The organism is Shinella sp. S4-D37, from assembly GCF_040812195.1.
Lineage (GTDB): Bacteria > Pseudomonadota > Alphaproteobacteria > Rhizobiales > Rhizobiaceae > Shinella.
Map to the genome: position 1 here is coordinate 3,503,699 of NZ_JBFNXL010000005.1, position 16,790 is coordinate 3,520,488.

Below are 16,790 nucleotides of genomic sequence, written 5' to 3' on the forward strand. Positions count from 1 at the left end.
TCAGGCGCGGACCGCGATGTCGAGCAGCGCGAGCGTCCGCTTCGTCTCGATATGCTCGATTGCCCCGGCAAGCGCGCCGGCGAGCGCCGCGCCGTCGGTGACGCGCCGGGCATAGGCCCGGCTCGCCTCGGCAACCTTCACGAAATCCGGCACCGGCGAAAGCGCGGTCAGCGGCATGCGGTTGGTCCTTGCCGCATAGCCATCCGGATAGAGGCCGAGCACCGACTGGCGCACCGCGCCCCATTCGGCATTGTTGACGACGAGGACGAGGATCGGCAGGTCCAGCGCCTCGGCGATCTGGTGGCAGGCGACGGGATTGGCGAACATGTAGGAGCCGTCGCCCATGGTGGCGACGACAAGCCGCCCGCGCCGCGCAAGCTGCATGCCGAGCGCGGCGGGAAAGGACCAGCCGAGGCCGCCGGAATGCGGCTCCTGATACCAGGCCTGATGGTGGGCGAGCGTCATCGGCGAAAGCGGGCAGCCGAGTTCGGAGAGGACGGTGGCATCCCGGCCCGCCAGCGCCTCCGATAGCGTCAGGCTGACGAAATCCTTCGTCATCGGCGTGCCGCCGCCGCGCCGGGCCGTGTCGAGCACGGCGGCGCGGGCCTTGCCGTTACGCGTCGCCACCACCCCAGCGCGGCTTTCCGCCCGTGCGCGATGAGCGGGCAGCAGCGGGTCCATCGCCGCCTTCAGGGCAAGGAGGCCGGCATCGACATCGCCGGCGAGCGTCACGTCGGAACGGAAGTAGCGCACCGGTTGGCGCTGGTACAGCGGGTCCTGGGCGAGCTGGATGACCTTGCAGCCGGGCCGTAGCGCATGGGCGTCCGGCGACCAGGGCGCCAGCGCGTCGAGGACCAGCACCACGTCGGCCGCCTCCAGGAGCGGCTTCGGGTCGGCCTGCGCGGCCATCGGATGGTCCGTCGCCATGGCAAGCTGCACGGCCCAGTACTGGCAGACGGGAATGCCCCATTCGCCCGCCAGCGCCGCAAGGGCGGCGAACCCTTCGGCCGAGCCGGCGCCGCGCTGCGCGAAGATCACCGGGCTCTCCGCCGCCGCGAGGAGACGCGCGGCTTCCGCCACCGCTTCGGCCGGCGGCGCGGCGATGGCGGGCATCATCGTCGCAGGCGCCGCGAGGTCTTCCGTCGGGCAGGGCTGGCAGAGCACCTCGCGCGGCAGGCTCATATAGACCGGCCCGCGCGGCGTGGAGCAGGCGATGGCATGCGCCCGGTCGACCATCTGCGGGATATGTTCGGGAACGCGCAATTCGTCGTCCCACTTGCAGGCCTCGCGCACCAGCGCCGCCTGGTCGCGCATCTCCTGCCCCCAGCCGATCGGCACGGTGCGCGAGCCCTTCCGCCCGCGCTCGGTGACCGGCGTGCGGCCGGAGAAGAGCAGGACGGGGACATGCTCCATCGCGGCGTTGATCGCGCCTATGGCGCAATTGGCAAGGCCGACATTGGTATGCGCCATCACCGCCTGGGCGCGGCCCGTCGCCAGATAATAACCGTGCGCCATGCCCATCGCCGCCGATTCATGCGGCATGACGAGCGCCTGCGGCAGGGCGATGCCCTTCGCCTCCGCCTCGGCGAGCCCCTCGATGATCGGTGGGAAATCCGTGCCGGAATTGGCGAAGATATAGTCGATGCCGACCGCCTTCAGCCGGGCGAGCAGCGCGCCGCCCGCCGTCATCGCCGGCGCCCCGGCAAGATCGTCTTCAGCCATCGGAACCTCCCCGTCGCGCGGCAACCTGCCCGTGACGGCCGGTCTCCTCGAACCGGGCGGCACAGGCCTAAGCCGCACTCTGACAGGCGGGGCGATGATGTAAAATGAAATGCCGGCCGCGATACATAACGAAAGCTGTATGAATCGCGCTTGGAATTACGGAGTTCGGGCCGCAAAACCGCTGCGCACCTTTGCTGGAATTCCTCTAGTGCAGCCCGCCGACGCCGAGCAAGGTTTCGACCGTGTGCCGGTCGGCGGAAAGCTCCGCCGGGGTGCCGGTCCAGGCGATGCGGCCGCGCTCCAGGATGATCACGTCGTCGGCGAAATCGAGGGCGCTCTGGATGCGCTGCTCGACGAGGAGGATGGTCATTTCGCCGGAGGCCGCGAGCGTGCCGAACGCCGCCATCAGTTCCTCGCAGATGACCGGGGCGAGGCCCTCCAGCGGCTCGTCGAGCAGCAGCACGGAGGGCTGGCCGAGGATGGTGCGCGCCGTCGTCAGCATCTGCTGTTCGCCGCCGGAAAGCTGCGAGCCGAGGTTCCTACGCCGCTCCTTGAGGCGGGGGAACATGGCGTAGGCCTCCTCGAGGGCCGCGCGCGGACGGCCCTTCAGCCCGACGAAGAGGTTTTCTTCCACCGTCAGCGTCGGGAAGACGTCGCGCGATTGCGGCACGTAGCCGAGGCCCTTCAGGGCGCGTGCGGAGCCGCCCATGCCCTCGATCGCCTCGCCGCCGAGGCGGATTTCGCCGCCATAGCGCTTCGTCTGGCCGGCCAGCGTGGCCAAGAGCGTGGATTTTCCCATGCCGTTGCGGCCGAGCACGGCGAGCCTGCGGCCGGCCTCCGCGGCAAAGGAGATGTCCTCAAGCACCCGCGTCGGGCCATAGCCGGCGGAAAGGCCGGATATTTCAAGCGACGCTGCGGGCATCGGCATAACTCCCGAGATAGGCCTGGCGGACGCGGTCGTCCTTCGTCACCGCGTCGGGCGATCCGTCGAAGATGATCTCGCCCGCCGCCAGCACGACGACGCGCCTTGCGAAGCGGAAGACGAGGTCCATGTCGTGCTCGATCATCAGCACGGCAAGGTGCGCCGGCAGGTCGGCGATGGCCTGCTCGATGCGCGCCGTATCGCTCTGCGGCACGCCGGCGGCGGGCTCGTCGAGCAGCAGGACCCGGGGTTTGAGCGCAAGGGCAAGCGCGAGCTCCAGGAGCCGTTGCTGGCCATAGGCGATCTCGCTGACGCGATGGCGGGCAAGATGGGCGATACCGAGCCGGGCAAGCAGCGCATGCACCTCGTCCATCACGTCGGGCATGGCGCGGTGGCTGGCGAACATGCGGCCGGACCGGCCCTCGCGCTGCAGCACGGCGAGCGCGACATGCTCTTCCGGCGTCATCTCGGAGAAAAGCCGCGTCACCTGGAAGGACCGCACGAGGCCGCGGCGCACACGCTCCGTCGGCCCGAGGCGGGTGACGTCCTCGCCGCCGAGCGCGACCGTGCCGGAATTCGGCAGGAGATTGCCGGTGACGAGGTTGACGAAGGTCGTCTTGCCGGCGCCGTTCGGGCCGATCAGCGCGATCCGGTCGCCCGGCGCCATCGAGAGGGAGACGTCGTTGGTGACGGCGAGGCCGCCGAAGGTCCGCTTCAGGTTGCGGACGTCGAAGATCGCGCTCATCGGTCCTTCCTCCCGCGGCGTTCGAGAAGGGCGGCGAGCGAGCCGTAGAGCCCCCTCGGCGCGAAGAGGACGACGGCGATCAGCAACGCGCCGACGATGGTGAGCCAATGGAAGGGATTGGCCGCCGAGACGACATCCTCGAACCACAGGAAGGAGAGCGTGCCGATCAGCGCGCCGTAGAGCGAGCCGGTGCCGCCGAGAACGAGCATGACGAGAGCTTCGGCCGAGAGCGTGAAGGACAGGCTGTCGAGGCCGACGACCTGGGTCGAAATGGCGTTGAGCGCCCCGCCGGCCCCGGCGACGGCGCCCGATATGGCATACATCCTAATCAGCGTGCCATGCACGGAGGCGCCCATGGCGCGCGCCCGCAGCGGGTCCTGCTTGATGCCGCGGCAGAGCATGCCGAAGGGCGAGCGCACGATCTGGCGCAGGACGACGAAGATAGCGACGAGCAGCACGATGCCGAAGACATAGGCCGTGCGGCCCCACAGGTCGAACAGCCAGAGGCCGAAGAGGGCATCCGGCATGATGCCGGCCAGACCGTCGCTGCCGCCGGTCCAGCCGGACGCCTTGTTGGCCGCCTCATGGGCAAGGTGGACGATGGCGATGGAGAGCACGAGCTGCGGCAGGCCGTGCGCCCTCAGCACGACGACACCGGAGACGAGGCCGGCGAGCGCGCCCGCGACGATGCCGACGGCGAGCATGGCGATCGGATCGGTGATGCCGAAATGGGCGGCCGCAATGCCCGCCCCATAGGCCCCCGCGCCGAACAGCGCGGCATGGCCGAGCGTCGCCACGCCGCAATAGCCGGTGACGAGGTCGAGCGAGAGGACGAGGAGCGCGATCGCCGTGATGCGCGTCAGCAGCGCGAGATTGTTGGGGAAGAGCAGATAGCCGAGGACGGCGGCGGCGAGGATGACGAGGACGCCGATCGCGTCGCGCGTCAGCCGGGAGCGGCGGTCGTGGGCGGCGGAAAGGGTTTCGGGGTTCATGGTCAGCGCCATCATTTAGCCCTTCCGGCAAGGCCGCGCGGGAAAATCCAGACGATGGCGATGACCGCGAGATAGAAGAAGAACTCGCCGAATTCCGGCATCAGGTAGCGTCCCGTCGTGTCGATGGCGCCGAGCAGCAGGCAGGCGGCGAGCGCGCCCGGAATGGAACCCGCCCCGCCGACCGAGACGACGACGAGGAAGGTCACCATGTAGCGCAGCGCATAATAGGGCTCGATCGGCAGCAGTTCGGCGCCGACGACGCCCCCGAAGGCGGCAAGGCCGACCGCGACGGCGAAGCTGACGGCATAGACGACCTCGGTCTTCACGCCGAGGGCGGCGGCCATGGCCGCATTGTCGACGGCAGCGCGCAGCTTCACGCCGAAGGCCGTGCGCTCGATGAAATACCAGAGGCCGAGCGCGACCGCGGCACCGCAGGCGATGACGAAGAGGCGATGCGCCGAGACCGTGCGGAAACCGAGGCTGACCGGCGCGCGCAGGCTGTCCGGCGTCGGGATGGTCTTCAGCGTCGGGCCGAAGACATAGTTGGCGATGCCGATGACGCAGAAGGTGATGCCGATGGTCATCAGCACCTGCGTCAGCTCCGGCTGGCCATAGATGCGGCGGTAGAGCAGGCGCTCGACGGGGATGGCGATGAGGATCGTGCCGGCGACGGCGAGCATGACGGCGACGGCATAGGCAAGGCCGAGATCGCGCGCGGCATAGGAGGCGATGTAGCCGCCGATCATGGCGAAGGCGCCATGCGCCAGGTTGACGACCCGCATCAGCCCCATCGTCACCGAAAGGCCGATGGAGATGACGAAGAGCACCATGCCGTAGGCGAGCGCATCGACACCGATGCTGAAGACCGTTTGCATCAAACTATCCTGCTGTGGCCGGTTTTGCGGCCGTTTGTCGGCATATGCGGGTGGATCCTCGGGTCAAGCCCGAGGATGACGCAAGAAGAGAAGGGCGGTGGATCAATGCAACGGTTCCGCTTGCCGCAGCGTCGGACGGGGTTCGCGACCTCTCCTCCCCGCCGTCATCCTCGGGCTTGACCCGAGGACCCACCCGCCCGACGCAAACACGTTACTTCGCCGCCGCAAGGCCCGGGTCGCCCTGCTTCTCGAAGGTCTGGACCTCCTTGTTGTAATAGGTCCCGTCATCGGCCTTGGCCACTTCGCGCAGATAGATGTTCTGCGTGATATGGCGGCTTTCCGCATCGATCGTCACCGGCCCGCGCGGGCTCTCCCACGAAAGGCCCTTTACGGCCTCGACCGCCTTGGCCGCATCCTGCTCACCGCCCGTCGCCTCGATCATCTTGTAGATGACATGCATGCCGTCATAGGCGCCGACGGCGGGGAAGGAGAGTTCCGCCGGGTTGCCGATCGCCTTGCCTGCGGCTTCCACGAATTTCTTGTTTTCCGCGGAATCGTGCGAGACGGCGTAGTGGAAGGTGGTGGTGAGGCCGAGCGCCGCCTCGCCGAGCGCCGGCAGGTCGGATTCCTGCGTCAGGTCGCCGGGGGCGAAGAACTTGATGCCGCCGTCCTTGAGGCCGTTCTCGTTGAAGGCCTTGACGAAGCCGAGCGTCGTCGGGCCGGAGGGCAGGAAGGCGAAGACGCCCTCGGCGCCCGAATCCTTTATGCGCTGCATGATAGGCGAGAAATCGTTGGTCTGGAGCGGCATGCGGATCGCCTCGACGATCTCGCCGCCCGCCGCCTCGAAGCCCGCCTTGAAGGCGGCTTCCGCGTCGACACCCGGGCCGTAGTCGCTGACGACGGAGATGATCTTCCTGGTGCCGCCGTCGAAGGCGACCTTGGCGATCGGCGTCGAGGTCTGCCAGGTGGTGAAGGAGGTGCGCACCACATAGGGGCTCTTGGTGACGATGGCCGAGGTCGCCGCATTCATCACCACCATGGGCACGTTCGCCAGCTCGAGCAGCGGCGTCGCTGCCATCGCATCCGGCGTGAAGTAGAATCCGGCCAGGTACTGTACGCCTTCCTTGACGACGAGTTCCTGCGACAGCGCCTTGGACTGCGCCGGGTCGGCGGTCGGGATGTCGCGGTAGATCACCTCGATCGTGTCGTCGCCGACCGTGTTGCCGTTCAGCGCCATATAGGCGTCGATGCCCGCCTTGAAGTTCTTGCCCTGCAGCGCGAAGGGACCGGAGAACGGCCCGACGACGCCGACCTTGATCGTATCGGCATGGGCAACGCCGCCCATCAGCGCAGCCGCCAGCGCGGCGATCGCAAAATGCTTCATGTCTTCCTCCCTGAAAGGCCGGTCTCCCGCCGGCGCTCGATCCTGTGCAAACTAGATTTTTGTCAGATTGCCAGATGAAACGGTAATGTAAAATGAAAAAATCGGGCCATTTCATAACTTAGAAATTATGCGAATAGGTCACGCGGCACCCAGCCGGCGGATCGACGACAGCAGCGCATCGGCAAGGCGAAGGGCTGCCCCGGCGGCGACCACCATCTGCGGCAGGATCAGCCATTCGAGCGTCCAGGCCGCGCCGGAGCGCTCCTGCTCATGCACCATCGTCTGCGCCAGCCCGCCGAGCTGCGCCGCATTGAAGCGGGCGAGCGTCACCAGCCCTTCGGCAGCGACCGGGTTCTGCTTGTGCGGCATGGCGGAGGAGGAGCCGCCGCCGGCGAGCGCGATCTCCTCGCCCCGGTCGGCCATCAAGGCGATGTCCTGCCCGATCTTTCCCAGGCTGCCGGTGATGGCGGACAGGAGGGCGGCAAGATCCATGATGCGGTCGCGCTGGCTGTGCCATTGCGGGGCATCGGCAAGGCCGAGGCCGAGGGCGAGCGCGGCGCGCACCGCCGGCGCCCTTCCGCTCAGCTTTTCCAGCGTGCCCGCCGCCCCGCCGAACTGCACGGCAAGGCCCTCCTCCATCAGGCCGTTCAAGCGCGTGCGATGGCGCTCCAGCGGCGCGCGCCAGGCTTCCACGCGATCCGCCACGGTGATGGGGATGGCAGCCTGCATGCGGGTGCGGCCCATCAGTTCCCGATCGCCGAAGGTGACGGCGAGGCCATCGAGCATACCGGCCAGCCCTTCCAGCCGTTCTTCAAGAACGGGCAGGATGCGGGAGAGGCGCAGCATCAGTCCGCTGTCGACGACATCCTGGCTGGTCGCGCCGACATGCACATGCCGGCCATACGGCTCGCCGACGGCGGCGCGGAGCTGGCGAACGAAATCGGGCACCACCACGCCATCACGGGCGGTGGCGGCCCTGAGACTTGCGACATCGGGCGAGAAACGGTGCGCGGCAGCCTCGATCGCCCCGGCCGCGTCCGAGGGGATGACGCCCGCCTGCGCCTCAGCCTTTGCCAGCGCCACCTCGAAGGCCAGCATGGCCTCGAGTTCCGCCGCGACGGAAAACAGCGCCGCCACCGCCTCGTCGCCGAGGAGGCCGGAGAGATAGGGGTGATCGAAGGGAGAGACGGTCATGGGTCGCTCTTTTCCGATGGGAAGCGCGTGGGTCCTCGGGCTTGACCCGAGGACCCACGCGGCGGAAGGCTCACTATACGCCACCTCAGATATCGAAGAACACCGTTTCCTTCTCGCCCTGCAGGTGGATGTCGAAGCGGTAGTCGTCGCCGTCCGCCGCCGCGATCAGCGTCGGCACGCGCACCCGGTGCTCGATGCGGGCGAGCACCGGGTCCTCGTCATTGGCCGCCGCCTCGTCGCCGAAATAGAGGCGCGTGTTGAGGCCGAGATTGATGCCGCGGGCGACGATCCAGAGCGAGATGTGCGGCGCCATCAGGCGGCCGTCCTTGAAGGGCACGCGGCCGGGCTTGATCGTCTCGAAGCGGTATTCGCCGGTGACGCCATCGGTGGCGGCGCGGCCCCAGCCGGAGAAATTGGGATCGGCGCTACCGCGCAGTTCCGAGGGGCTGTTGTAGAGGCCGGCGGCATCCGCCTGCCAGATCTCGATCAGCGCGTCCTTCAGCGGCGTGCCGGTGCCGTCGAGCACCCGGCCGGTGATGGCGATGCGCCGCCCAAGTGTCCGATCGTTCACCATGGTCGCGCCGAGATCACGCTCGTAGACGCCGGTGATGCCGGAGAAGTTCGGCGTGAGGCCGATATGGACGTAAGGCCCCGCCGTCTGCGAGGCGCTTTCCTTGAGGTAGCCGAGCGGTTGCACCATCAGTTGCCCTCCATCCGGTTTTCGAAAAGCGTCGAGCGGCGGCCGCGCAGCACGATGTCGAACTTGTAGGCGCGCGCATCCATGGGGATCGTGTTGCCCCAGTCGAGCGCGGCGACCAGCTGCTCGATGGCCGCCCTGTCCGGGATCGTCTGCACGATGGGACATTTCCAGATCATCGGGTCGCCCTCGAAATACATCTGCGTGATCAGCCGCTGGGCGAAGCCGTGGCCGAAGACGGAGAAATGGATATGCGCCGGGCGCCAGTCGTTGACGCCGTTGGGCCAGGGGTAGGGCCCGGGCTTGACGGTGCGGAAGGCATAGTAGCCGTCCTCGTCGGTGATGGTGCGCCCGCAGCCGCCGAAATTCGGATCGAGCGGGGCGAGGTAGCTCTCCTTCTTGTGGCGGTAGCGCCCGCCGGCATTGGCCTGCCAGAATTCGAGCAGTGCGCCCGCCACCGGCCGCGCCCGCTCGTCGAGCACGCGGCCATGCACGATGATGCGCTCGCCGATCGCGCTTTCGCCGGTTTTTGCGAAATTGTGGATCAGGTCGTTGTCGAGCTCGCCCAGGATGGAATGGCCGAAGACCGGGCCGGTGATTTCCGAGACCGTGCCGTCGAGGGAGAGTAAGGCCTTCTGCGGCGAGCGCAGCACCGAGGTCTTGTAGCCCGGCGTCAGGCCCGGCGGATGCCAGAGGCGATCGCGGGAGAAGAAGGCGCCCGTCTCGGGCTTGCGATTGGAAAGGTCCGTCATGGTTCCCTCAGGCCGCCTGTTCCGCGTCCATGTCCTCGAAAACGTGCTTGGCGATCCTGATCGCCCGGTTGGCGGCCGGCACGCCGGCATAGATCGCCACATGCAGCAGCGCCTCGGCGATATCCTCGCGGCTGGCGCCGGTGTTGACGGTGGCGCGCACATGCATCGCCACCTCCTCGTCATGGCCGAGCGCGGCCAGCAGCGCGATCGTGACCATGGAGCGCTCGCGCTTCGTCCAGCCGGGCCGAGACCAGACCGTGCCCCAGGCCGCTTCCGTGATCAGCTCCTGGAAGGGCTGGTCGAAGGCGGTGGTGCCGGAGGCGGCGCGGTCGACATGGCTGTCGCCGAGCACCGCGCGGCGGGTCACCATGCCCTGGCGGTAGCGGTCGGAAAAGGTATGGGCGTCAGCCATGGGGCTCGTCTCCGGCAGGTAGGGTGGCAATGAAGGCGCGGATCATCTCCGTCAGCATTTCCGGCTGCTCGACGCAGGGAATGTGCCCGGCATCCTTGATGACCTCGTAGCGGGCGCCGGGAATGAGCTTGGCCATGGACAGGACGAGATCGGGCGGCGTCGAGCCGTCCTGGTCGCCGACGACGCAGAGCGTCGGCACGGCGAGGCGTTCCGTCGAACGGGTGAGGTCGGCATCGCGCAGCGCTGCGCAGGTAGCGGCATAACCGACGGCGGACTGGCGGGTGAGCATGTTGCGGTAGCCGTGATAGGCGGCGTTCTCCGGGCGGCGGAAGGCCGGCGTGAACCAGCGCTCCAGGACGGCGTCGGCAAGGCTCTCGATACCCTTGGCCTCGATGCTCTCGATGCGAGCGTTCCACATTTCGGCCGTGCCGATCTTGTGCGCGGTGTCGCAGAGCACCAGCGCCCGGACGAGGTCCGGCCGCTTCGCCGCAAGCCCCTGCGCGATCATGCCGCCGACGGAAAGGCCGCAGATGACCGCGTCCTTCACGTCGAGCCGGTCGAGCAGCGCGGCGAGATCGAGGACGTGGTCGTCGATCGAATAGGGCACCTGGCCGAGATCGGACAGACCATGGCCGCGCTTGTCATAGGTGACGATCGGGAAGTCGCCGGCAAGGCGCACGACGACGTCGCGCCAGATGCGGAAGTCGGTGCCGAGCGAATTGGCAAAGACGATCACCGGCCGGCCCGCCGGCCCGCCGATCAGCTGGTGATGCAAGATGACGTCGTTGACGGTTGCGAACTGCACTTCTGTCTCCTCCCGGACCCCCAGATTGGGCTCTTGATCTGGTTAGGTAAAATGATATTTCATGCCGTTTCGTTAACTTGAGGGTTATGAAAGCCGTGATCGACAGCCGCATCAAGTTCCGCCATCTGCAGACCTTTGTCGAGGTGGCCCGCCAGAGAAGCGTGATGAAGGCGGCGGAGATCCTGCATGTCAGCCAGCCCGCCGTGACGAAGACTATCCGCGAACTGGAGGAGGTTCTCGGCATCGCCGTCTTCGAGCGCGACGGCCGCGGCATCAGGATCACCCGGCACGGCGAGGTCTTCCTCAAGCATGCCGGCGCGGTGCTGGCGGCGCTCCGGCAAGGCTTCGATTCGGTCTCGCAGTCGCTTTCGGGCGATGCGCCGCCGATCCGCATCGGCGCCCTGCCGACCGTCTCCACGCGCATCATGCCGAAGGCGATGGCGCTGTTCCTCGCGGAGGAGACGGGCGCGCGCATAAAGATCGTCACTGGGGAGAACGCGGTTCTCCTGGAACAGTTGCGTGTCGGCGACCTCGACCTCGTCGTCGGGCGCCTTGCCGCGCCGGAGAAGATGGCGGGCTTCTCCTTCGAGCATCTCTACTCGGAAAAGGTGGTCTTCTGCGTGCGGGCCGGCCATCCGCTGCTGGCCGGCGGCTCGGCCTTCGCCGGCCTCGACGCCTATCCCGTGCTGATGCCGACGCGCGCCTCGATCATCCGTCCCTTCGTCGAAAGCTTCCTGATCGCCAACGGCATCGCGGGCCTCTCGAACCAGATCGAGACCGTTTCCGACGCCTTCGGCCGTGCCTTCGTGCGCGAGAGCGAGGCGATCTGGATCATCTCTGAAGGGGTGGTGGCGGCCGATATCGCCGATGGCAAGCTTGCCGCCCTGCCGATCGACACCAGCGGCACGAAGGGTCCCGTCGGCCTCACCATGCGCACCGACGCCGTGCCCTCCATGCCGCTGTCGATCCTCATCCAGACCATCCGCGAGGTGGCGGGCCAGGTCTCGCCCGCGGCTTGAGCGCCGTTCACCGCTTCATCGTCAGTAGGGCAGGCCGACGTAGTTTTCCGCCAGCACCGTTTCGGCGGCGCGGGAATGGGTGAGGTAGTCGAGCTCGGCCTCCTGGATCTTCTGGTCGAAATCGCCGGTCGCGGGAAAGCGGTGCAGCATGCTCGTCATCCACCAGGAGAAACGCACGGCCTTCCAGACCCGGGCGAGCGCCCTTGCCGAATAGGCGTCGAGACCGGCCTTAGAGCTTTCCTGGTAGTGCTCCAGGAGGCCGGAGAAGAGATAGTGCACGTCGCTTGCCGCAAGGTTCAGGCCCTTGGCGCCGGTGGGCGGCACGATATGGGCGGCGTCTCCGACGAGGAACAGCCGGCCGAACCGCATCGGCTCGGCGACGAAGGAGCGTAGCGGCGCGATCGACTTCTCGAAGCTCGGTCCGGTGACCAGCGCCTCGCCGTGATGGGCGGGAAGGCGGCGGCGCAGCTCGTCCCAGAAGCGCGCATCGGACCAGGCCTCGATCTTCTCATCGAGCGCGCACTGGAGATAGTAGCGGCTACGGGTCAGCGAGCGCATGGAACACAGGGCAAAGCCGCGCGGATGATTGGCATAGACGAGCTCGTCGCTGACCGGCGGCACCTCGGCAAGAAGGCCGAGCCAGCCGAAGGGATAGACCTTCTCGAAGGTGCGGATCGCCGTTTCCGGCACGGCCTTGCGGCTGGCGCCGTGGAAGCCGTCGCAGCCGGCGATGAAGTCGCAGTCGATCCGGTGGGCGACGCCGTCCTTCTCGTAGGTGACATAGGGCGCCGCGCCGTCGAAGGCGTGCGGCGTGACGTTCGCCGCCTCGTGGACGGTCGACCGGCCGTCAGCCTCCCGCTGCTCCATCAGGTCGCGCGTCAGCTCCGTCTGGCCGTAGACCATGACGCGCTTGCCGCCGGTGAGGCCGAAGAGGTCGATGCGGTGGTCGCGCCCGTCGAAGGCGAGGGAGAAGCCGTCATGCGGCAGGCCCTCGGCATGCATGCGTGCGCCGACGCCGGCCTTGTCGAGCAGCGCGGTCGTGCCCTCCTCCAGCACGCCGGCCCGCACGCGGCCGAGGATGTGCGCCCGGCTCGACCGGTCGAGGATCGCCGTCTCGATGCCGGCATTGCCGAGCAGTTGGCCGAGCAGCAGGCCCGACGGACCCGAACCGATGATGACGACCTGAACGCGCATGCTTTCCTCCGAACTGGCATTTCGCAAATTGTCGGTGGGAAGGACAGCGCCGGACAATGGACGGATCGGCCATGAACTTGTACAAAACGAACATCATGAAAAAGCCCGTCCCGACCTACGATCTCTATGGCGAAAGGGCCGGAAACGGGCCGGATTTCTGGTTGCACTGCGAAACGATCCCGTCGCGCAGCAGCCTTCACCGCTATGAGATCGGCCTGCACCGGCACGAGAGCTTCTTCCAGATCCTGTATATTTCCGCCGGCTCGGGCGATGCGCTGTTCGAGGAACGGCGCTTGACGCTGGCCCCGCCCGCCATTGCCACGGTGCCGCCGGGCCTCGACCACGGTTTCCGGTTCTCGCGCGATGTCGACGGCTATGTCTTCACCCTGCTCGCCTCGCATCTGCGCCTTGCCGGCGAAGCAGCGCGCTTCGTCTCCGCGCCGCGCGTGACGCCGCTCGATCCCGGCGATCCGGACGGCGCCTTCGTGCTGTCGACGCTCGGGCGGCTTGCGGACGAATGGACGGCGCGGCGAAGCGGGCGCACCGACCTGATGCAGGCCTATCTGGTCTCCGTCCTGACGCTTGCCGCGCGGCTCTGGAGCCGGGACGAGGCGGCGGGCGACGCCGGCGAGGCGGCGCGGCGCATGGAGCACCTCAACGGCCTGATCCAGCAGCACTTCCGCGGCCAGAAACCGGCCGGTTTCTATGCCGGCGAACTCGGCATCTCGCCGACGCATCTCAATCGCATCGTCAAGGCCGCGACGGGCCTGACGGCGCATGCCTATATCGGCCGCAAGCTGATCGACGAGGCGAAACGCGAACTCGTCTTCACCGAGGCGCCGGCGCAGGAGATCGCGCTTGGCCTCGGCTTTGCCGATCCCGCCTATTTCTCCCGCTACTTCCTGCGCGAAACGGGCGAGACGCCCCGCGCCTGGCGGCTGCGGGAACGGGCGCGGCTTTCCGCTCAGGCGTCGGAATAGCGCTCCTCGGCCCAGGGGTCGCCGCGCATGTGATAGCCGTTGCGCTCCCAGAAGCCGGCCTGGTCGCCGGGCAGGAAATCGATGCGCGTCAGCCACTTGGCGCTTTTCCAGAAATAAAGATGCGGCACGACGAGGCGCATCGGTCCGCCATGCTCGACGGAGAGCGGCCGGCCCTCCCAATGGGTGGCGAGGATGGCGTCCTCGGCTGCGAAATCGGCGAGCGGCAGGTTGGTCGTATAGCCGTCATAGCTCGTCAGCAGGACGAAATCCGCCTCCGGCCGCGGCATGACGCGGTCGAGCAGGTCGCGGGTGGCGACGCCCTCCCAGCGGTTGTCGTAGCGCGACCAAGTGGTCACGCAATGAATGTCGGAAAGCCTTTGGCTCTGCGGCAGCGCCAGGAATTCCGCCCAGCCGAAGGATTGCGGGTTCTCCGCGCCGCCCTTCACATCGAGCCGCCAGCTTTCCGGGCGGATCACCGGCTGCTGGCCGAGATCGAGCACCGGCCAGTTGTTCACGAGATGCTGGCCGGGCGGCAGGCGATCGGTGCCGGGACGGGAAACGCGGCCCGTGAGGAACCGGCCCTCGTCCGCCCAGCGGCGTTTCGTGCGGGTGAGCTTGCTGTCCTCGTCGCTCATGGCGGCCTCCTGCTGCGGTGCAAAAGGTGGGGCTGCGACCTTGCTCCTGTCAAGGCCGGTCAGGCGAGCACCGGCCGCAGCGCTGCCTGCACCTCGCGCATTGCCGGCAGGTAGCGCGTCACCATGTCCTCCGCCGAGGCATGGGCCGCCGGGGCGCCGATATTGAGCGCGGCGACGACGCGGCCACGGGCATTTTCCAGCGGCACGGCGATGGAACGCAGCCCGATCTCCAGTTCCTGGTCGATCAGCGCGAAACCGTCCCGTCGCACCCGGGCGAATTCCGCCATCAGCGCTTCCGGCTCCGTCCTGGTATAGGGGGTGTTCGCCTTGCGGTCGGAGGCTTCCAAGATCGCCCGCGCCTCCGCTTCCGGAAGTGCCGCCAGCAGCACGCGGCCCATCGAGGCGCAGTAGGCCGGCAGGCGCGAGCCCGGCATCAGGTTGATCGACATGACCCGTTTCTGCGCCGCCCGCGCCACATAGACGATCTCCGCGCCGTCCAGCACGGAGGCGGACGCGCTCTGCCCCACCTTTTCGGAGAGCTGGTCGAGATAGGGCTGCACCAACCGCGGCAGGGGCGTTGCCGAGAGATAGGCATGGCCGAGGCGCAGGATCTTCGGCGTCAACTCGAAGAATTTGCCGTCATAGGCGGCATAGCCGAGTTCGGCGAGCGTAAGGAGGCAGCGCCGCGCCGTCGCCCGGTCGAGGCCGGTCTCCTTCGAGACATCCGTGATGGTGAGGCGGGGCTTCGCCTCGCCGAAGGCCTCGATGACCGTCAGCCCCTTGGCGAAACCGCCGATGAAATCCGTTTCCCGCATCCCTCGTCCCTTTCCGGTCGCGACCTCTCCGCCGTCATGGTCTGACCCGAGCATCCACCCTCTGTGGGTGCCGCGTGGATCCTCGGCTCAAGGCCGAGGATGACGTCGAGAGGAGACGAGGCCGTCTTCAAATCCATCCCGCTTCGATCGCTCAATTTGTGCGGTAATTGAACAAAAGTCAAATAACGCACAAATTGGATTGAAGGCTTTCCCGTTCGGATTTACCTCTACTGCCGACAACGGGAGATTTTGCATGGACAAGACTATTCCCAGCCTCGCGGAGGCCGTTTCCGGCATCGGCGACGGCGCGGTCGTGATGATCGGCGGCTTCGGCGGTTCCGGCGCACCGATCGAACTGATCCACGCCCTCATCGACAAGGGGCCGAAGGGCCTCACCGTCATCAACAACAATGCCGGCAACGGGCGCATCGGCATCGCCGCGATGATCGATGCCGGCATGGTGAAGAAGATGATCTGCTCCTTCCCGCGCTCCACCGATCCGCGCGCCTTCACCGACCGCTATCTTGCCGGAAAGATCGAGCTGGAACTGGTGCCGCAGGGCACGCTTGCCGAGCGCATCCGCGCCGGCGGCGCCGGCATTCCCGCCTTCTACACGCCGACGAGCTACGGCACGGAACTGGCCAAGGGCAAGCCGGTGGCGGAGTTCGACGGCCGCATGTATGTGCAGGAGCGCTGGTTGAAGGCGGATGTCGCGCTGATCAAGGCGCATGTCGGCGATATCCACGGCAACCTCACCTACAACAAGGCCGCCCGCAATTTCAGCCCGCTGATGTGCATGGCCGCGGCGAAGACCATCGTGCAGGTGGGCAGGTTGGTCGAACCCGGCGGCATCGATCCCGAGCAGGTCGTCACCCCCGGAATCTTCGTCGACGGCCTCGTCGAAGTCGCAGATCCCAAGCAGGAAGAAGACCTCATCCGCGCAGGAGTGGCCTACGCATGACTATCGACACCCGCGAAGACATAAAACTCTCCAACGCCCAGATCGCCTGGCGCGCCGCGCAGGACATCTTTGACGGCGCCTATGTCAACCTCGGCATCGGTTTCCCGGAAATGGTCGCGCGCTACCAGCCCGAGGGACGGTCGGCGATCTTCCACACGGAGAACGGCATCCTCGATTTCGGCGAGGCGCCGCCCGAAGGCGAGGAGGACTGGGACCTCATCAATGCCGGCAAGAAGGCCGTGACGCTGAAGCCGGGTTCGGCCTTCTTCCACCATGCCGACAGTTTCGCCATGGTGCGCGGCGGCCATCTCGACGTCGCCATCCTGGGCGCCTACCAGGTGGCGGAGAACGGCGACCTCGCCAACTGGCGCGTCGGCTCCAAGGGCGTGCCGGCCGTCGGCGGGGCGATGGACCTCGTGCATGGCGCAAAGCAGGTCGTCGTCATCACCGAGCACGTCACCAAGAACGGCGAGCCTAAGCTGGTGGAACGCTGCACCTTCCCGCTGACGGGCGTCGGCTGCATCACCCGCATCTATACCAGCCATGCCGTGATCGACGTCTCCGGCGGCCATTTCGTGCTGCGCGAGAAACGCGCCGGCATGACGATCGAGGAACTGCAGGCCATGACAGGCGCGAAACTCCATGTCGAAGGCCCTGTCGCCGATCTCGTCGTGCCGGAACTCTGA

At 67.3% G+C, this 16,790-nt stretch carries 18 protein-coding genes; 4 read left to right on the top strand and 14 right to left on the bottom strand.

All coding sequences use genetic code 11. The annotated features are described in order from the left end of the window. The 11 genes from AB3G45_RS24670 to pcaD all read right to left on the bottom strand — a co-directional run bounded on the left by AB3G45_RS24670 (nucleotide 1) and on the right by pcaD (nucleotide 10,500). Nucleotides 1-1,722: a thiamine pyrophosphate-requiring protein gene (locus AB3G45_RS24670; protein WP_367833040.1), complete on the bottom strand. Its 1,722-nt coding sequence runs from the start codon at nucleotides 1,720-1,722 to the stop codon at nucleotides 1-3. A gap of 205 nt (nucleotides 1,723-1,927) precedes the next feature. Further along, nucleotides 1,928-2,644 carry an ABC transporter ATP-binding protein gene (locus AB3G45_RS24675; RefSeq protein WP_367833041.1) on the bottom strand — a complete coding sequence of 239 codons (717 nt, stop codon included), beginning with the start codon at nucleotides 2,642-2,644 and terminating at the stop codon, nucleotides 1,928-1,930. Beyond that, nucleotides 2,625-3,389: an ABC transporter ATP-binding protein gene (locus tag AB3G45_RS24680; protein ID WP_367833042.1), complete on the bottom strand. Its 765-nt coding sequence runs from the start codon at nucleotides 3,387-3,389 to the stop codon at nucleotides 2,625-2,627. The genes AB3G45_RS24675 and AB3G45_RS24680 overlap by 20 nt, the downstream gene beginning before the upstream one ends. Next, nucleotides 3,386-4,396, bottom strand: a complete 1,011-nt coding sequence (locus tag AB3G45_RS24685; protein ID WP_367833043.1) for a branched-chain amino acid ABC transporter permease — start codon at nucleotides 4,394-4,396, stop codon at nucleotides 3,386-3,388. The genes AB3G45_RS24680 and AB3G45_RS24685 overlap by 4 nt, the downstream gene beginning before the upstream one ends. Then, nucleotides 4,393-5,256: a branched-chain amino acid ABC transporter permease gene (locus AB3G45_RS24690; RefSeq protein WP_367833044.1), complete on the bottom strand. Its 864-nt coding sequence runs from the start codon at nucleotides 5,254-5,256 to the stop codon at nucleotides 4,393-4,395. The genes AB3G45_RS24685 and AB3G45_RS24690 overlap by 4 nt, the downstream gene beginning before the upstream one ends. A 211-nt stretch (nucleotides 5,257-5,467) precedes the next feature. After that, nucleotides 5,468-6,640, bottom strand: a complete 1,173-nt coding sequence (locus AB3G45_RS24695) for an ABC transporter substrate-binding protein (protein ID WP_367833045.1) — start codon at nucleotides 6,638-6,640, stop codon at nucleotides 5,468-5,470. Between the two features lie 138 nt (nucleotides 6,641-6,778). Beyond that, on the bottom strand, nucleotides 6,779-7,834 hold the full coding sequence (locus AB3G45_RS24700; protein WP_367833046.1) for a 3-carboxy-cis,cis-muconate cycloisomerase: 1,056 nt from the start codon (nucleotides 7,832-7,834) through the stop codon (nucleotides 6,779-6,781). Between the two features lie 85 nt (nucleotides 7,835-7,919). Further along, complete coding sequence (pcaG, locus tag AB3G45_RS24705; protein WP_367833047.1) at nucleotides 7,920-8,534, bottom strand: protocatechuate 3,4-dioxygenase subunit alpha; 615 nt, start codon at nucleotides 8,532-8,534, stop codon at nucleotides 7,920-7,922. Then, nucleotides 8,534-9,283, bottom strand: a complete 750-nt coding sequence (gene pcaH, locus AB3G45_RS24710) for a protocatechuate 3,4-dioxygenase subunit beta (RefSeq protein ID WP_367833048.1) — start codon at nucleotides 9,281-9,283, stop codon at nucleotides 8,534-8,536. Before pcaH ends, pcaG begins: the two co-directional genes overlap by 1 nt. A 7-nt stretch (nucleotides 9,284-9,290) precedes the next feature. Then, entirely contained in the window at nucleotides 9,291-9,695 is a 405-nt protein-coding gene (gene pcaC / locus AB3G45_RS24715; RefSeq protein ID WP_367833049.1) for a 4-carboxymuconolactone decarboxylase, read from the bottom strand. Next, nucleotides 9,688-10,500: a 3-oxoadipate enol-lactonase gene (pcaD, locus tag AB3G45_RS24720; RefSeq protein WP_367833050.1), complete on the bottom strand. Its 813-nt coding sequence runs from the start codon at nucleotides 10,498-10,500 to the stop codon at nucleotides 9,688-9,690. The genes pcaC and pcaD overlap by 8 nt, the downstream gene beginning before the upstream one ends. 95 nt (nucleotides 10,501-10,595) lie before the next feature. Between pcaD and pcaQ the strand changes: the two genes are divergently transcribed. Continuing rightward, entirely contained in the window at nucleotides 10,596-11,519 is a 924-nt protein-coding gene (pcaQ, locus tag AB3G45_RS24725) for a pca operon transcription factor PcaQ (RefSeq protein ID WP_367833051.1), read from the top strand. A 21-nt stretch (nucleotides 11,520-11,540) separates the two neighbouring features. Here pcaQ and pobA read toward each other — a convergent pair whose 3' ends face one another. Continuing rightward, entirely contained in the window at nucleotides 11,541-12,713 is a 1,173-nt protein-coding gene (pobA, locus tag AB3G45_RS24730) for a 4-hydroxybenzoate 3-monooxygenase (protein ID WP_367833052.1), read from the bottom strand. A 95-nt stretch (nucleotides 12,714-12,808) separates the two neighbouring features. On the opposite strand from pobA, the gene AB3G45_RS24735 reads away from it, so the two are divergent. Then, nucleotides 12,809-13,693: a helix-turn-helix domain-containing protein gene (locus tag AB3G45_RS24735; protein ID WP_367833053.1), complete on the top strand. Its 885-nt coding sequence runs from the start codon at nucleotides 12,809-12,811 to the stop codon at nucleotides 13,691-13,693. Here AB3G45_RS24735 and AB3G45_RS24740 read toward each other — a convergent pair. Next, entirely contained in the window at nucleotides 13,678-14,328 is a 651-nt protein-coding gene (locus tag AB3G45_RS24740) for a sulfite oxidase-like oxidoreductase (protein WP_367833054.1), read from the bottom strand. The genes AB3G45_RS24735 and AB3G45_RS24740 overlap by 16 nt on opposite strands. Nucleotides 14,329-14,387: 59 nt before the next feature. Next, nucleotides 14,388-15,143, bottom strand: a complete 756-nt coding sequence (locus AB3G45_RS24745) for an IclR family transcriptional regulator (protein ID WP_367833055.1) — start codon at nucleotides 15,141-15,143, stop codon at nucleotides 14,388-14,390. A 253-nt stretch (nucleotides 15,144-15,396) separates the two neighbouring features. Here AB3G45_RS24745 and AB3G45_RS24750 point away from each other — a divergent pair, with 253 nt between their 5' ends. Both AB3G45_RS24750 and AB3G45_RS24755 read left to right on the top strand, forming a co-directional pair. Further along, entirely contained in the window at nucleotides 15,397-16,104 is a 708-nt protein-coding gene (locus AB3G45_RS24750; protein ID WP_367833056.1) for a 3-oxoacid CoA-transferase subunit A, read from the top strand. After that, entirely contained in the window at nucleotides 16,101-16,790 is a 690-nt protein-coding gene (locus tag AB3G45_RS24755) for a CoA transferase subunit B (RefSeq protein ID WP_367833057.1), read from the top strand. Before AB3G45_RS24750 ends, AB3G45_RS24755 begins: the two co-directional genes overlap by 4 nt.

Coding starts and splice junctions, on each gene's coding strand:
- pobA (WP_367833052.1), bottom strand. CDS start 12,713: ATGCGCGTTCAGGTCGTCATCATCGGTTCGGGTCCGTCGGGCCTGCTG.
- AB3G45_RS24735 (WP_367833053.1), top strand. CDS start 12,809: ATGAAAAAGCCCGTCCCGACCTACGATCTCTATGGCGAAAGGGCCGGA.
- AB3G45_RS24690 (WP_367833044.1), bottom strand. CDS start 5,256: ATGCAAACGGTCTTCAGCATCGGTGTCGATGCGCTCGCCTACGGCATG.
- AB3G45_RS24755 (WP_367833057.1), top strand. CDS start 16,101: ATGACTATCGACACCCGCGAAGACATAAAACTCTCCAACGCCCAGATC.
- AB3G45_RS24750 (WP_367833056.1), top strand. CDS start 15,397: ATGGACAAGACTATTCCCAGCCTCGCGGAGGCCGTTTCCGGCATCGGC.
- AB3G45_RS24685 (WP_367833043.1), bottom strand. CDS start 4,396: ATGATGGCGCTGACCATGAACCCCGAAACCCTTTCCGCCGCCCACGAC.
- AB3G45_RS24670 (WP_367833040.1), bottom strand. CDS start 1,722: ATGGCTGAAGACGATCTTGCCGGGGCGCCGGCGATGACGGCGGGCGGC.
- pcaG (WP_367833047.1), bottom strand. CDS start 8,534: ATGGTGCAACCGCTCGGCTACCTCAAGGAAAGCGCCTCGCAGACGGCG.
- pcaH (WP_367833048.1), bottom strand. CDS start 9,283: ATGACGGACCTTTCCAATCGCAAGCCCGAGACGGGCGCCTTCTTCTCC.
- pcaC (WP_367833049.1), bottom strand. CDS start 9,695: ATGGCTGACGCCCATACCTTTTCCGACCGCTACCGCCAGGGCATGGTG.
- AB3G45_RS24695 (WP_367833045.1), bottom strand. CDS start 6,640: ATGAAGCATTTTGCGATCGCCGCGCTGGCGGCTGCGCTGATGGGCGGC.
- AB3G45_RS24700 (WP_367833046.1), bottom strand. CDS start 7,834: ATGACCGTCTCTCCCTTCGATCACCCCTATCTCTCCGGCCTCCTCGGC.
- AB3G45_RS24675 (WP_367833041.1), bottom strand. CDS start 2,644: ATGCCCGCAGCGTCGCTTGAAATATCCGGCCTTTCCGCCGGCTATGGC.
- AB3G45_RS24740 (WP_367833054.1), bottom strand. CDS start 14,328: ATGAGCGACGAGGACAGCAAGCTCACCCGCACGAAACGCCGCTGGGCG.
- AB3G45_RS24745 (WP_367833055.1), bottom strand. CDS start 15,143: ATGCGGGAAACGGATTTCATCGGCGGTTTCGCCAAGGGGCTGACGGTC.
- AB3G45_RS24680 (WP_367833042.1), bottom strand. CDS start 3,389: ATGAGCGCGATCTTCGACGTCCGCAACCTGAAGCGGACCTTCGGCGGC.